This is a genomic window from Bacillus sp. FSL R7-0672, from assembly GCF_038601465.1.
Taxonomy (GTDB): domain Bacteria; phylum Bacillota; class Bacilli; order Bacillales; family Bacillaceae; genus Bacillus; species Bacillus pumilus.
Genome location: NZ_CP152010.1, coordinates 3,548,748 through 3,562,573, shown reverse-complemented (window position 1 = coordinate 3,562,573; position 13,826 = coordinate 3,548,748). Strand labels below are relative to the sequence as shown.

14 protein-coding genes and 1 riboswitch are annotated in these 13,826 nt (G+C 40.7%); of the genes, 12 read left to right on the top strand and 2 right to left on the bottom strand.

From position 1 onward, the window contains the following. The first annotated feature begins 22 nt into the window (after nucleotides 1-22). The 7 genes from MKY18_RS18185 to MKY18_RS18155 all read left to right on the top strand — a co-directional run bounded on the left by MKY18_RS18185 (nucleotide 23) and on the right by MKY18_RS18155 (nucleotide 5,995). Nucleotides 23-967, top strand: a complete 945-nt coding sequence (locus MKY18_RS18185; RefSeq protein WP_113767912.1) for a sugar-binding transcriptional regulator — start codon at nucleotides 23-25, stop codon at nucleotides 965-967. Between the two features lie 84 nt (nucleotides 968-1,051). Further along, on the top strand, nucleotides 1,052-1,723 hold the full coding sequence (gene deoC, locus MKY18_RS18180; protein ID WP_342497630.1) for a deoxyribose-phosphate aldolase: 672 nt from the start codon (nucleotides 1,052-1,054) through the stop codon (nucleotides 1,721-1,723). Between the two features lie 166 nt (nucleotides 1,724-1,889). After that, nucleotides 1,890-3,071 (top strand): NupC/NupG family nucleoside CNT transporter, encoded by a 1,182-nt coding sequence (locus tag MKY18_RS18175; protein WP_113767910.1) that lies wholly within the window; start codon nucleotides 1,890-1,892, stop codon nucleotides 3,069-3,071. Nucleotides 3,072-3,096: 25 nt separating this feature from the next. After that, nucleotides 3,097-4,398, top strand: a complete 1,302-nt coding sequence (locus MKY18_RS18170; protein WP_106065954.1) for a pyrimidine-nucleoside phosphorylase — start codon at nucleotides 3,097-3,099, stop codon at nucleotides 4,396-4,398. Between the two features lie 181 nt (nucleotides 4,399-4,579). Further along, the gene (locus MKY18_RS18165) at nucleotides 4,580-5,023 is read left to right on the top strand and encodes a MarR family transcriptional regulator (protein ID WP_044140342.1); all 444 of its coding nucleotides are present in this window, start codon (nucleotides 4,580-4,582) and stop codon (nucleotides 5,021-5,023) included. A gap of 14 nt (nucleotides 5,024-5,037) precedes the next feature. Further along, on the top strand, nucleotides 5,038-5,676 hold the full coding sequence (locus MKY18_RS18160; protein ID WP_113767909.1) for a nitroreductase family protein: 639 nt from the start codon (nucleotides 5,038-5,040) through the stop codon (nucleotides 5,674-5,676). A gap of 25 nt (nucleotides 5,677-5,701) precedes the next feature. Beyond that, nucleotides 5,702-5,995, top strand: a complete 294-nt coding sequence (locus MKY18_RS18155; RefSeq protein ID WP_044140340.1) for a putative quinol monooxygenase — start codon at nucleotides 5,702-5,704, stop codon at nucleotides 5,993-5,995. Nucleotides 5,996-6,260: 265 nt separating this feature from the next. Here MKY18_RS18155 and MKY18_RS18150 read toward each other — a convergent pair whose 3' ends face one another. Beyond that, nucleotides 6,261-7,199, bottom strand: coding sequence for an MBL fold metallo-hydrolase (locus MKY18_RS18150; RefSeq protein WP_113767908.1), 939 nt, complete (start codon nucleotides 7,197-7,199; stop codon nucleotides 6,261-6,263). An 849-nt stretch (nucleotides 7,200-8,048) separates the two neighbouring features. Here MKY18_RS18150 and MKY18_RS18145 point away from each other — a divergent pair. From MKY18_RS18145 to MKY18_RS18135, 3 genes are all read left to right on the top strand, one after another. Next, a complete protein-coding gene (locus tag MKY18_RS18145; protein ID WP_185108126.1) occupies nucleotides 8,049-10,430 on the top strand; it encodes an immune inhibitor A domain-containing protein in 2,382 nt (793 codons plus the stop codon). Between the two features lie 207 nt (nucleotides 10,431-10,637). Further along, entirely contained in the window at nucleotides 10,638-10,892 is a 255-nt protein-coding gene (locus MKY18_RS18140) for an ORF6C domain-containing protein (protein WP_034620285.1), read from the top strand. A 5-nt stretch (nucleotides 10,893-10,897) separates the two neighbouring features. Further along, the gene (locus tag MKY18_RS18135; RefSeq protein ID WP_003215243.1) at nucleotides 10,898-11,269 is read left to right on the top strand and encodes a DUF1304 domain-containing protein; all 372 of its coding nucleotides are present in this window, start codon (nucleotides 10,898-10,900) and stop codon (nucleotides 11,267-11,269) included. A 34-nt stretch (nucleotides 11,270-11,303) separates the two neighbouring features. Here the strand turns inward: MKY18_RS18135 and MKY18_RS18130 are convergent, their stop codons facing one another. After that, nucleotides 11,304-11,468 (bottom strand): hypothetical protein, encoded by a 165-nt coding sequence (locus tag MKY18_RS18130; protein ID WP_003214630.1) that lies wholly within the window; start codon nucleotides 11,466-11,468, stop codon nucleotides 11,304-11,306. Nucleotides 11,469-11,722: 254 nt separating this feature from the next. Between MKY18_RS18130 and MKY18_RS18125 the strand changes: the two genes are divergently transcribed. Further along, a complete protein-coding gene (locus MKY18_RS18125; RefSeq protein WP_003215149.1) occupies nucleotides 11,723-12,379 on the top strand; it encodes a type 1 glutamine amidotransferase domain-containing protein in 657 nt (218 codons plus the stop codon). Nucleotides 12,380-12,520: 141 nt separating this feature from the next. Continuing rightward, entirely contained in the window at nucleotides 12,521-13,648 is a 1,128-nt protein-coding gene (locus MKY18_RS18120; RefSeq protein ID WP_113767906.1) for a hypothetical protein, read from the top strand. 56 nt (nucleotides 13,649-13,704) lie between these two features. Further along, nucleotides 13,705-13,808: riboswitch (TPP riboswitch) on the top strand. Nucleotides 13,809-13,826 lie beyond the last annotated feature (18 nt).

The following is a 13,826-nucleotide window of genomic DNA, read 5'->3' as shown; positions in this document are numbered from 1 at the left end:
GAAGAAAAAAGGAGGCGTACGAATGGATCGGGAGAAACAACAACTGAGTATTGAAGCGGCAAGGCTGTATTATTTATCGGATTACAGCCAGCAGGAAATTGCCAAACAGCTCGACCTGTCGAGACCAACTGTATCTCGGCTGCTTCAATATGCGAAGGAGAAGGGATACGTCCAGATAACGGTAATGGACCCGTTTGAAGACTTGAATGAGCTGTCTTCATTGCTCAAAGAAAAATATGACCTGCTCGAAGCTCATGTGGTGTTTTCGCCCAAAGATGATTATCCAACGATCACCGAATACTTGAGCCAATTTGGTGCCGAGTACTTGCAAGACACAGTGAAAGACGGTGATATTGTTGGTGTGAGCTGGGGAACCACCATGTATCAAATTGCTCAAAAGATGCAACCTAAACAGGTCAAAGGTGTAGAGGTTGTCCAGCTGAAGGGTGGGATTAGCCACTCCCATGTGAATACATATTCTGCGGAAACCATCCAGCTGTTTGCTGAGGCCTTTCAAACCGCACCACGCTATTTGCCGCTTCCTGTTGTGTTTGATAGTGCAGCTGTTAAAGAGATGGTCGAACAGGACAGACATATTCAGCGCATCATTGAAATGGGCAAACAGGCGAATATTGCTGTGTTCACTGTTGGAACGGTAAGAGATGAAGCCCTTTTGTTTAGACTTGGTTACTTCCGCGAAGAAGAAAAAGCACTGCTTAAGGCATCCAGTGTCGGAGACATCTGTTCGCGCTTTTATGATCAAGAAGGACGCATTTGCAGTGAAGCGATTAACAATCGCACAATCGGTGTGGAGCTTGATGATTTAAGAACAAAAGAACGCTCTATTCTTGTTGCTGGCGGACATCGCAAGGTTGCTTCTATCCACGGGGCACTTAGAGGGAAATATGCGAACGTATTGATCATTGATCAGCACACAGCAAGAGTTCTTTTAAATGTCACAAAATAAATGAACAAAATTTCATAACCATGTTTACAAATGTTCATCGGTCATATATGATGAAAGTATCATAATTAAAAGGAAGTGTGAAGCATGACGATAGCAAACCTTATTGATCATACAGCACTAAAACCAGATACAACTAAAGCTGCGATTTTGCAGTTACTTGAAGAAGCGAAGACTCATCAATTTGCATCCGTTTGTGTCAATCCAACATGGGTATCACTTGCAGCGAAAGAACTAGCAGGAACAGGCGTTGATGTATGTACTGTCATCGGTTTCCCGTTAGGCGCAAATACAACGGCGGTCAAGGCATTCGAAACAAAGAATGCGATTGAAAACGGAGCAACAGAAGTGGATACGGTCATCAATATTGCGGCACTGAAAGACGGCGAATTTGATGCAGTTGAGCAAGATATTCGTGCAGTTGTAGACGAAGCAAAAGGGAAGGCACTTGTGAAAGTCATTATTGAAGCGTGCTTACTCACAGATGAAGAGAAAGTCAAAGCTTGTGAGCTTTCAGTGAAAGCTGGCGCTGATTTTGTGAAAACATCGACTGGATTTAGCACAGGCGGTGCAACTGCTGAGGACATCGCATTAATGCGTAAAACAGTAGGACCTGACATCGGTGTGAAAGCATCAGGCGGAGTGAGAACAAAAGAAGATGTTGAGGCAATGCTAGCTGCAGGCGCTACCCGAATTGGTGCGAGTGCAGGGGTGTCTATTATCAAAGGGGATCAATCAGCTCCTTCGAAAGACTATTAATTCATACGATCCTATGGTAGGATAACATTCGTGACTCATAAATGGTGAAAAAGTCATATGCGGAAGGATCTCACTTTTGGGAATTTCTTCCGCACTTTGTTTACGAAATAGGGTTTGTTCCATACAATCGCATTAATGTAAACGAATTCATTCGAGGAGGAAAAACATGAAATACGTGATTGGTATCATCGGTTTGCTGGTGATTCTCGCCATTGCATGGCTGGCTAGTAACGGGAAAAAACGAGTAAAATTCCGTCCAGTAATTGTCATGATTGTACTGCAATTTATTTTAGGTTATATTCTGCTCAATACAGGTGTTGGGAACTTCCTAGTCGGAGGTTTTGCAAAAGGATTCCAAATGCTTCTAGGCTATGCCGGTGAAGGAATCAACTTCGTATTTGGCGGGTTAATGAATGATAAGGCGTCAACTTTCTTCATCAATGTCTTACTGCCGATCGTTTTTATTTCGGCATTGATCGGTATCTTGCAGCATTGGCGTATCCTCCCGCTTATCGTACGCGGAATCGGGTATTTGCTTAGTAAAGTAAATGGAATGGGGAAACTAGAATCCTACAACGCAGTAGCGTCTGCGATTTTAGGTCAATCAGAAGTCTTTATTTCCATTAAGAAACAGCTCGGATTACTACCTAAGCAACGTCTTTATACATTGTGTGCATCCGCGATGTCGACAGTATCAATGTCTATTGTCGGTGCGTACATGCAAATGATTAAACCAGAGTATGTTGTAACAGCACTCGTGTTGAACCTATTTGGTGGGTTTATTATTGCGTCTATCATCAACCCTTATGAAGTGGCTAAGGACGAAGACATGATTGAAATTGTAGAAGAAGAAAAGCAATCCTTCTTTGAAATGCTTGGCGAATATATTATGGATGGTTTCAAAGTAGCGATTGTTGTCGCTGCGATGTTGATTGGTTTCGTTGCATTAATTGCGATGATTAATGGAATCTTTACAGCTGTCATCGGTGTTTCTTTCCAAGATGTACTTGGTTATGTATTTGCCCCATTTGCTTTCCTTATCGGTGTACCTTGGAGCGAAGCTGTACAAGCAGGAAGCATTATGGCAACCAAAATGGTATCTAACGAATTTGTGGCAATGCTTGCTCTAACTGGAGAAGGTTTGCATTTCACTGCTCGTACAGAAGCGATCATTTCTGTATTCCTTGTATCATTTGCGAACTTCTCTTCTATCGGTATCATTGCTGGAGCAGTCAAAGGCTTAAACGAAAAACAAGGGAACGTTGTCGCACGCTTTGGATTAAAGCTTCTATTTGGTGCAACACTTGTCAGCTTCTTAACAGCAGGTATTGTCGGTTTGATTTACTAATTTAAAAAAAGGAATGGTGAAAACAATGAGAATGGTAGATATCATTGCAAAAAAACGTGACGGAAAAGAATTATCTTCAGAGGAAATTTCTTTCTTTGTCAAAGAATATACGGACGGAACAATTCCTGACTACCAAGCAAGTGCCTTGGCTATGGCAATTTTCTTCCAAGATATGACGGATCAAGAACGTGCAGACTTAACGCTCGCTATGGCGAACTCGGGAGACACGATTGACCTCTCTGCCATTGAGGGTATTAAAGTAGACAAGCACTCAACAGGCGGTGTAGGCGATACAACAACGCTTGTACTCGCTCCTCTTGTGGCTGCACTTGATGTACCTGTTGCGAAAATGTCTGGCCGCGGCCTTGGACATACAGGCGGTACAGTGGACAAGCTTGAAGCGGTAAAAGGCTTCCACGTAGAAATTACAAAAGACGAATTCATCGAGCTTGTGAACCGTCATAAAGTAGCGGTCATTGGTCAATCAGGCAACCTGACACCAGCGGATAAAAAGCTTTATGCCCTTCGTGATGTGACAGGAACCGTTAACTCCATCCCGCTCATTGCAAGCTCTATTATGAGTAAGAAAATTGCTGCTGGCGCAGATGCGATCGTATTAGATGTGAAAACAGGTGCAGGTGCTTTCATGAAAACACCTGAAGACTCTGAGAAGCTTGCAAAAGCCATGGTCCGCATCGGAAACAACGTTGGCAGACAAACGATGGCTGTCATCTCTGATATGTCTCAACCGTTAGGATTAGCGATTGGAAATTCCCTTGAAGTGAAAGAAGCGATTGATACGCTTAAAGGCGAAGGCCCTGAAGACTTAAACGAGCTTGTGCTCACTTTAGGAAGTCAAATGGTCGTTCTTGCGAAAAAAGCAGAAACGCTTGATGAAGCAAGAGAAAAGCTAATTGAAGTCATGAAAAACGGCAAAGCACTTGAGAAATTCAAAGAATTCTTAGAAAATCAAGGTGGAGACGGCTCGATTGTAGATCAGCCGGAAAAACTGCCGCAAGCCCCTTACCAAATCGACGTTCCTGCAAAAGAAGCAGGTGTGGTTGCTGAAATCGTCGCAGACGAGATCGGTGTTGCAGCGATGATTCTTGGAGCAGGACGTGCGACAAAAGAGGACGAGATCGACCTATCTGTCGGCATCATGCTGAACAAAAAAGTCGGCGATCGTGTTGAAAAAGGAGATTCACTCGTGACACTTCATGCAAATCGTGAAGACGTTGCAAATGTCGTGGAGAAAATTTATGATAACATCCGCATCGCAGATCATGCCGATGCACCAACTCTCATTCACACTGTGATCACAGAATAAAGAAAAAAGGACAAAAGTGCTTCGCCGCTTTTGTCCTTTTTTTGTTCATTTCTTTTTCTATTGAGATAAAAAATTTTACTTTATGAAACAAACCTCTTGCAATCATTAAATAATGGGTGTATATTAGTTGACGAGTCAATGATTGATATATCAACTAATTGATCTGAATAGAAAAGAGGGGATGGCATTGACTGCATTTTGCTCTGAAGAAGCAGAGGTATTATACCGTTTGCAGTGTGTGAACCGTATGATGGGCGTGAAGTTCGAAGCATGCACGGGCATCAGCCAATCAAGACTAGAGTTGCTATCACTGTTATTCCAAGCAGACGAAATCAGCCAGTCAGATTTGCAGAAAAAAGTAAATATTGATAGTGCGGCTGTGACGCGTCACTTAAAACAGTTAGAAACAAAAGGAATGGTCACGCGCAGAAGAAAGCCAGAAGATAATCGAGTCACACTTGTTCGTCTGACAGAAGAAGGCAGAATAAGAATCGAAGCTTCTAAAAAAGAAAAAGAACGATTTATCTCAGAAATGCTTGAAAACGTAAGTGACGAAGAACGAAAGCTTCTCACTGATGTGCTCAACCGAATACAACAAAACATCGAAAAGATTCAAACAACCTAAAGGAGTGTTTCAACATGGCTACAACATTAAAAACAAACGATTTTATGGAAATTATGAAAGGACGCCGCTCCATTCGTAACTATGACCCAGCTGTGAAAATCAGCAAAGAAGAAATGGCAGAGATTTTAGAAGAAGCAACAACTGCACCATCATCAGTGAATGCACAACCTTGGCGCTTCATGGTCATTGACAGCCCAGAAGGAAAAGAAAAGCTTGCACCACTTGCAAAATTCAACCAAACTCAAGTGTCAACATCAGCAGCTGTCATTGCTGTATTTGCAGATATGAAAAGCAATGAATACTTAGATGAAATTTATTCAAAAGCAGTGGAGCATGGCTACATGCCACAAGAAGTGAAAGAAAGACAAATTGCTGCACTAACTGCACACTTTGAGGTACTTCCAGAGCATGTCAACCGCGAAACAATCTTAATTGACGGTGGAATTGTGTCTATGCAGCTTATGCTTGCAGCACGTGCACACGGCTATGATACAAATCCAATTGGCGGATTTGATAAAGAAGTCATCGCTGAAACATTTGGCTGGGATAAAGAACGTTATGTACCAGTGATGCTGTTATCAATTGGGAAAGCTACTGACGAAGGTTATGCTTCTTACCGCTTACCGATTGAACGCATTACAGAGTGGAAATAATATCTTTTAAAAAGGAGACGATTAGATGATTATTATTCATGCAGGGATGACCATTCATCCAGAAAAAGAAATCGTATTTCTAGAAGAAATCAAAGCATTAATGAAAGCTTCACAAGCGGAAGAAGGCAATGTATCCTACAAGCTGTTCAAGGATACAGATAAGGAAAATACCTTCTTAATGGTAGAAGTGTGGAAAGATGACGCTGCGGTTCAGAGCCATAATGCGAGTGCACATTTCCAAGCTTTCGTAGCGAAGGCAAAAGAATTCTTAGCCGCTCCACTTGACGTTGTTGCCTTTCAAGGCCAGCAACTTTCATAGTAAAACAACAAACACCCTAGGCGTTCAGGACTGGACCCTATAAAGGGAGACAAATAAAAACACCTTTAAGTTGAAAATCGGGTATAGAATACCTGAAATCAATTTGGAGGTGTTTTTCTATGGGTTCAAGAGTTAGTTATTCGCTTGAAGTGAAGATGAAATCAATTAAGGAGGTAAAATAATCAAGTCAAAATATTTCATCTAATCATTCAGGTGCTCCCATCTAAAATGAGAACACACTGAATGGTCAATCATATTTATGACATCACGGCCACTGTTGTTCGCCTTTCATGACTTTAGCACTCAATTCTAAGTCTCCAGTGTTCGTAAAGTTCGGATACTCTTTCTTCATTTCAGCAATCAATTGAGCTGAATTGTCTGCCCTCTTAGCTGCTGCTTCAAATTTTGTAATATAGTCACGGGTAAACACAACTGCTGATGTATCTTCAGCACTCTTACCTAGATAATGACCTGGAATCACACGTTCCGGCTTCAGATCAAGAATATGATTTAGAATTTCACGCCATTGATCACGACTTTTTTGAGATTGATTGTCTGCTGTCCAAACATATTCATTCTCATAAACAGGTACTCCACCTAGAACTGTTTTTTTCGATGGAACCCAAAGAAAAGTGTGAGATGGGTCTGGTCCGTCAAGTCCAATGATGTTGATGTTTTTTCCATCAACGGTCAGTTTATCTCCCTTTAAAACATCTGGAATAATCTGTGCTGTTGGTGCATTTTTCTTCAATATTGGATTCCAGTAATCATTTTTGGCCTGAATCGTTTTTTTAATTCCCTTAACAGTTTCAGGCGTTGCCACAATTTTCACATCAGGGAATGCTTCACGAATGGCAGAGAGACCAAAGTAATAATCTGGGTCTTTATGACTGACATAAACAGTTGTCAGTTTCTTTCCTGTATCGCGAATCATTTTTACTAACTTCTCTGCATTATCCTTTTCAAACTGGGCATCGACAAGAATGACTTCTTTCGGTCCTTCAATCAAGCTAGAAGTGACAGCAAAAACTCCTTTATCACCAGGGTTGAATGTTGTGATTTTAAGATTTACAGCTTGTTTGTCCGCTGTGTTTTTGTTATCGGTTGCTGTATTTTTTGTATCTTCATTGCTAGCACATGCGCTTAGCAATAACACGAAACAAAGACCTAAAGTAAATCCTATGACTGATTTTAATTTAAACATTAGATGATTCTCCTTTTTCATTTTTTACGAAGACCCTATATGTTATTAATGACTAAAAACACAGGTCTTATGTATGAGTGTAGCCAACACATAAATAAATATTTCTTTAGCGAATTAATTGGATATTGTTCAATCATTAACCTCCCCGAAACAAAGTGAATATTTGATTCATGCTGGATAGCCTTAGAAAAAAGATGTAACGAACTCAGTTACACCCAGATGAGATGTAACCATTATAGTTACACCTTTTGGTTGATGTCAATAGAAAAAAATTTGAGAGTTTCAACAAAATTCACCCTAATCTGCCTTTTTAACGATCTGTTTTACATGTAGAAAATCAATTGAAACGGGATTCTTCTACGACAAATCCATAAAAAAGAGTGACCGATATTACGTATTTGCCATTTGGTCAAAAAATGTTTTATCTACCCACCATAAAAGATTTAGTCACTTATACGATTGGTTAATCAAGGAGCAGTCTCACTTCATATGCTGAACAAAACGACATTAAGGAAAAAGGCATTGTCATGAGCGTGTCCCATAAGGGTATGCCCGCTGATAATGCTCGATCGAATTCTTCCACTCCAGTTTGAAATTAGAAAGTCACCGAAAAAGTTTCGGCAACTGGCTGTTTCATTAAGGTGTTTTGATCCATGTATCAAAAACGGGTGTCAGTCCCCCGTTCATCACCCGGGGTTCTTTTATTTTCGACACCTTGTTCCGCCCCATTTCATTCCCGTATTGTGCATTTTCCACAAAGTTTCTGAAAATAAAATGTTTTTCGACTTAAGTATATTGGAATATGCTAGAATGAGATATTATTTATTACCAAATTAGGGAGGAACCAAAATGAAAAAAGGGAAATGGACGAGCATAGCACTAACAGCTGTCCTCGGTTTAGGCACATTGACAGCTTTCAGCACCCCTCTATCAGCCCACACTACAGAAAAGTCAACATCCTCAGACGGCGGTCATTATTCAGGTATTCCATTCGATGCAAGTGTTGTGAATGAAGACCGTCTCATCAAAGCCTTGAAAAAACAAGGAAAGATCAAAAAGAATGCCAATGAAGCAGAAACCCAAAAAGCATTAAAGAAATATCTAAAGAAAAAAGAAGAATCTGCTATGAAACAAAGTGCAAGCACCTTAACAGAAGAGCCTGAATTTCTGAAAGAATACAAACAAGAGGTACATAACAAATTAGCCAAAAAGAAAAAGTTAAAGAAGCATAAAGGAAAAGAAGGCAATCATGTAAAACCGGTCAAAAAGGAAAAGTATAAAGGCGATGTTCGCAATGATAAGGTATTGGTTTTATTAGTAGATTTTAAAGATTATAAGCATAATAGTATTAAAAAAGAAGAGACTGATATGTACTATGACAAGTACGATCAGCAGCACTATCAAGACATGCTTTTCGGAAAAAATGGCTACATCGGTCCAGATGGGAAACGAAAAGTATCCATGAAGCAATATTATGAGAAACAGTCTGGCGGCAGTTACACGATCAGTGGAACGGTTGCTGGCTGGTATACAGCGAAGCATGAAGCAGCCTATTATGGCGGGAACGTACCTGATGAATCAGGCAGTGACGGCAGACCGCGTGAATTGGTGAAAGAAGCACTCGAAGCAGCAGCAAAGGACCCGAACATTGATCTTGGTGAATATGATCAATGGGACCGCTATGATATGGATGGGGACGGCGTTTATAACGAACCAGACGGCATCATTGACCATTTGATGGTCGTTCATGCTGGCGTAGGTGAAGAAGCTGGCGGCGGACAGCTTGGCTCTAATGCAATTTGGTCGCACCGCTGGTCACTTGGTGATGTATTTGAAATTCCAAACACTGAATCTGAAGTCGGACAAGGCGGGAAATTAGGCGCGTTAGATTACACGATTGAGCCTGAAGATGGCGCGGCAGGCGTATTTACACATGAATTCGGACATGATCTCGGTCTTCCTGATGAGTACGATACACAGTACACAGGTGGAGGCGAGCCCGTATCCTACTGGTCCATCATGTCAAGCGGAAGCTGGGCAGGTAAAGTCCCTGGAACGGAACCAACAGGCTTTAGTCCATATGCGAAAGAAATGCTTCAAAACTTACATGGCGGTAACTGGCTTACTGGACAAACTATTGATGGTAAAACATTAAAGAAAAGCAAAACAGTGCTGATTGATGAAGCAGCAACAAAAGGAACGAACCATGATGCGGTTCGAGTGGATTTACCAGATAAAGAGATTGTGGTCACAAAACCTGCTCAAGGACAAAATGCGTACTTTAGCGGAACGGGTGACAATTTAAATGCGACCATGACGACAACAGGTATCGATTTGTCGAAAGGGAGCAAAGCAGAGCTGACATTTAAAGCATGGTACGATATCGAAGAGGATTATGATTATGCGTATGTAGAAGTTCGTGAAACAGGAACCGATCAGTGGAAGACCATTGCTGGTAACATCACGAACGATCGAAATGAAGCTGGAGCGAACGAAGGCAATGGAATTGACGGAAAATCAGACGGATGGGTAGATGCAGCCTTTGATCTTTCTGCTTATGCAGGGAAGAAAATTGACCTGCAATTCCGCTATACAACCGATGCAGGCTATTCACTGCCAGGCTTATTTGTAGATGATTTAAACATCACTGCAGATGGAACGAAAGTATGGTCAGATGATGCCGAGGGCACGTCTACTTTCACCTTTAACGGATTCTCGAAATCGAATGGAAAACAATATGCAGCACAATACTATTTACTAGAGTGGCGCTCATATGCTGACGTCGATAAAGGGTTAAAGCATATCAAACGCGGGGCAAGCCTCATGAGCTATAATAACGGTTTGGTCGTGTGGTATGTCGATCAATCCTACGGTGATAACTGGGTAGGAAAACACCCAGGGAACGGTTTCCTTGGGGTAGTAGATGCGGATCAGCAAGTATTGAAGTGGAGTGACGGCTCCATTGCAGCCACAGGTTTCCAAGTACATGATGCAGCATTTTCTTTGAATCCAAGTACGAAGCTCAATATTGATTATACAGCGACAACTGGCTTAACGTTGGTAGATCGCTATATTCGCCCGACTCGTACATTTAGTGATAAAAAGAATTATGTGAATCCAAATAATCCAGATGCAGGGCGTGATGTCCCAACATACGGTCTATCCTTTAAAGTTGTTGGACAAAGTAAGGATCGTTCTGTTGGAAAGGTATTAATTTCTAAAAGTAACTAAACAGAAAGCCGGATTCTACCATTGAATCCGGCTTTTTGATATGGTAATAAACTGTTTTTGATGAAAAGGACGGTTTTTTGGTCGAATGTCTGTTCTTTTTTATTTTGATATCCGAATGAAATCATTATATAATAGAGATTGGAAGGTTTTTCTTTCATACATGGTTCTTTTTAGCTGTTAAAACAAAGGAAAGGATGAGCGTTACCAATGAGTTGTGTCACTGCTAAGCAATTAAAGGTGATAAGAGGGACGATGCAGACTTTTTGCAGCCATTTCGAGTATGATGGTCACGGTAAGCTTCATATCAATACCATCATGGCTTTTATTAAAAAGGAGTTTGGTGTGAGAAAAATGAAAGACATTCCACAAAGCCGCTTTACTGAAGCGCTTGAATTAATACAAGACTTTGATTTATACACGGATAAAATAGAGATTCGTGATCGTCTATCAGAAAGGAATTAACTAAATTGAATATTTTAGCAATAATACTAGTAGGAATTGTCGCATTAGAACACCTTGTCATTATGTTATTAGAAATGTTTTTTATGGAATCAAAGATGGCAAAGAGATCCTTTAAGCTGCCAGAACACTTGCAAAAGGATCCAAATGTAAAAGTGATGTTTGCCAATCAAGGGCTTTATAACGGGTTTTTAGCTGCAGGACTGATTTGGGGGCTCATTCTTGGATCGAATACTGTTGGATATATGATTCAGCTATTTTTCATTCTTTGCGTGATCATCGCTGCGGTATTTGGCGGTGTGACCTCTAATAAATCAATCATCGTCAAGCAAGGAGTACCAGCGCTTCTTGCATTAATTGCGCTTATCCTGGCAATTTAACCGTAAATAAAGTCGCCCGAGTAAAGGGCGGCTTTTATCTTTTTCGAAGACCCATTAGACGAATAATGGATGTCAGACATAGTGCAACGGCAACAGCCAAAATAATTTTTCCATACATGACCCCTGTTAAGTTCATCAAAAAGACGGCCAATATGATACAGAGCGTGATGATGATCATCACAATCGAATAGGTTTTCATCTCTTTTCCACTCCTTTAAAAGTCCCCTCACATCCGTGAGGTCTATCCATCTTACCTCATATGATATCACTCAATGACAATTTTACATGAAATTCCCTACCAATAGAATGTCACATATTGATTAGATTTGATGACATGCCATATTTTTTAGAAAATCGGGTATACCATAAAGAGTTGCACCGAAGTTCAATTGCTTGATATTTAATTGCGCAAAATATAAAATGGAAACATGTTAAATCGAAAGGATGATCAAGATGAGTAAGAAAGTGTTATTAGTATCGACAAGCAGTTCAGAAATGAACGGACATCCAACAGGCTTATGGCTAGAAGAGTTGGCAGAGCCATTTCATATTTTTAAAGAAAATGAACTAGACGTTCAAATTGTCTCTATTCAAGGTGGAACTGTCCCTATTGATAAAAATTCAATTCCAGAAGGTGTTCCAGCGCAATATGAAGATGTATATGAATTACTTCAAGACACAAAGGCGCTTACAGATGTGAACCCAGCTGATTATGATGGCATCTTCTTTGCGGGAGGACACGGCCCAATGATCGATTTTGCGTCTAATCAACTGGTAGCCGATGCAATCTTAGCTATTTCAAACAAAAATGGTGCAGTCGGAGCTGTTTGTCACGGCGTTTCAGCATTCATTGATGTGAAGGATCAAGATGGCAAATCATTTATCGAAGGTAAAAAAATCACAGGCTTCACAAACGAAGAAGAGGAAGCTGTTCAGCTGACATCAAAAGTTCCATTTTTATTGGAAACAAAACTTCGTGAGCAAGGGGCAGCGTTTGAAAAAGGAGATGCCTTTGCACCATACGCTGTAGTTGACGGACAAATCATTACTGGACAAAACCCAGGTTCTAGTGCAGAAACAGCACGCCTGTTTGTTAAAACCATTTCATAAAGTGATCAAAAAACCAGCCGTAGCAAATACGGCTGGTTTTTTGTCATAAAGATTTCCTAAAAAAGACCATAACAACGAATGAAATAATGGTAAAATATTCACAGGGTATAAAACCCAATTGAGGAAAAAGGGGATGTTCCTGTGAGAGCATTTTATGGAAAAATCACTGCAGCGTTATTATCCATTCTACTCGTCACAACAGGTTTATTTTCACCAGTATTAAAAGCAGAAGAAGCACCGAAATCAGATGGGAAATTGTCACCACTGACGGAAAAAGCCATTCAGCAAGTGCAAGACTCGATTTTGAAACAGGATGAAGGAACCGCTATCCAAAAGAAGCAACTGAAAAAATCTTTTAAAGTAGATAAGAAAAATGGAATCAGTATCAAACGAAAAGCCGCTAAAGATGGTAAGATGCGTACATCTTCCGTTCGCTCCATTGATGGACTAGCCATCAACCAATCGGTTGTCTTATCAGAGGACGACCCAGTCGATTTATGGTTGTTAAGTACGACTTCACCTCAGGCACTCATCAGCCGAATTACCTCTTCAAATCCCGATTATTTCTTACAATTATTTGTTGTTGATTATGAAACTGGACAAGCTTATCCGACGGACTTGATTCAGCCAGCAGGCAGTCTCCTTGGTTTGACCAATTTACCAGCAGGTGACTACGCATTCGGTATCACAAGCGGTGGAAATTTCGGAGACTCTTACACGTTACAAGTGAATGCAAAAAACCCACCCAATTTCACAGGGGCTGTTTCCCTCTCTTCTACCCTGCAATACTTTGTAGCTGAGTATGCGAATGGGGATGTTTTCGCTAATGGTACAAAAGTGTATAACAAACAATCTAAGACCGCCGATTATAAATGGGAGCGTGTATTTTATTTCTCCTATGACGGAAAATATGATCAGAGAACCCATTCTGTTGAAAGTGTGAAAGTGAAAAGTATTTCGGCACCAGTATCGTACTCTTCTCCTTATGCGAGTTCATCTGAGGCCATTCTCGTCTACTTAGATGTGGAGACGTTATTTATGTATCATGAATCATCGTTTGCTAGCGGACAATACTACCATAGTAGCTTTGTTGATACACTTGGAAAGACAACGCCAAGGCGTTTAGATATTGATGATATGACAAATTACGGCGATCATATTTTAGCTGTTGATTTGAAAACAGGAAAACCAATTGATTTCTTCAGTGTCCTTAATTTTTACTATGCTGCAGGGATCGAAAAGCTGCCTACGATCAGAACGTTGAATTAAGAAAGGCGGTTGACAGCAAATCTACACATGTGTAGAGTAAAGATAATTAAATGACAAAAGTCCACTAGGGGAGTCATATATGACTGAGACAAGAGAAAATCTTGGACCCTTTGAACCTGATCTAGTTTGTACTAGCGGAGGGAAGTGGAGCTGGACCTCGTCTTATTCATGATTGAAT

What these genes read in the sequence shown, in the direction of transcription:
- MKY18_RS18140 (WP_034620285.1), top strand. Translation starts at nt 10,638, where the DNA reads ATGAGTTGTGTCACTGCTAAGCAATTAAAGGTGATAAGAGGGACGATG.
- deoC (WP_342497630.1), top strand. Translation starts at nt 1,052, where the DNA reads ATGACGATAGCAAACCTTATTGATCATACAGCACTAAAACCAGATACA.
- MKY18_RS18170 (WP_106065954.1), top strand. Translation starts at nt 3,097, where the DNA reads ATGAGAATGGTAGATATCATTGCAAAAAAACGTGACGGAAAAGAATTA.
- MKY18_RS18150 (WP_113767908.1), bottom strand. Translation starts at nt 7,199, where the DNA reads ATGTTTAAATTAAAATCAGTCATAGGATTTACTTTAGGTCTTTGTTTC.
- MKY18_RS18185 (WP_113767912.1), top strand. Translation starts at nt 23, where the DNA reads ATGGATCGGGAGAAACAACAACTGAGTATTGAAGCGGCAAGGCTGTAT.
- MKY18_RS18155 (WP_044140340.1), top strand. Translation starts at nt 5,702, where the DNA reads ATGATTATTATTCATGCAGGGATGACCATTCATCCAGAAAAAGAAATC.
- MKY18_RS18175 (WP_113767910.1), top strand. Translation starts at nt 1,890, where the DNA reads ATGAAATACGTGATTGGTATCATCGGTTTGCTGGTGATTCTCGCCATT.
- MKY18_RS18165 (WP_044140342.1), top strand. Translation starts at nt 4,580, where the DNA reads ATGGCATTGACTGCATTTTGCTCTGAAGAAGCAGAGGTATTATACCGT.
- MKY18_RS18130 (WP_003214630.1), bottom strand. Translation starts at nt 11,468, where the DNA reads ATGAAAACCTATTCGATTGTGATGATCATCATCACGCTCTGTATCATA.
- MKY18_RS18145 (WP_185108126.1), top strand. Translation starts at nt 8,049, where the DNA reads ATGAAAAAAGGGAAATGGACGAGCATAGCACTAACAGCTGTCCTCGGT.
- MKY18_RS18160 (WP_113767909.1), top strand. Translation starts at nt 5,038, where the DNA reads ATGGCTACAACATTAAAAACAAACGATTTTATGGAAATTATGAAAGGA.
- MKY18_RS18125 (WP_003215149.1), top strand. Translation starts at nt 11,723, where the DNA reads ATGAGTAAGAAAGTGTTATTAGTATCGACAAGCAGTTCAGAAATGAAC.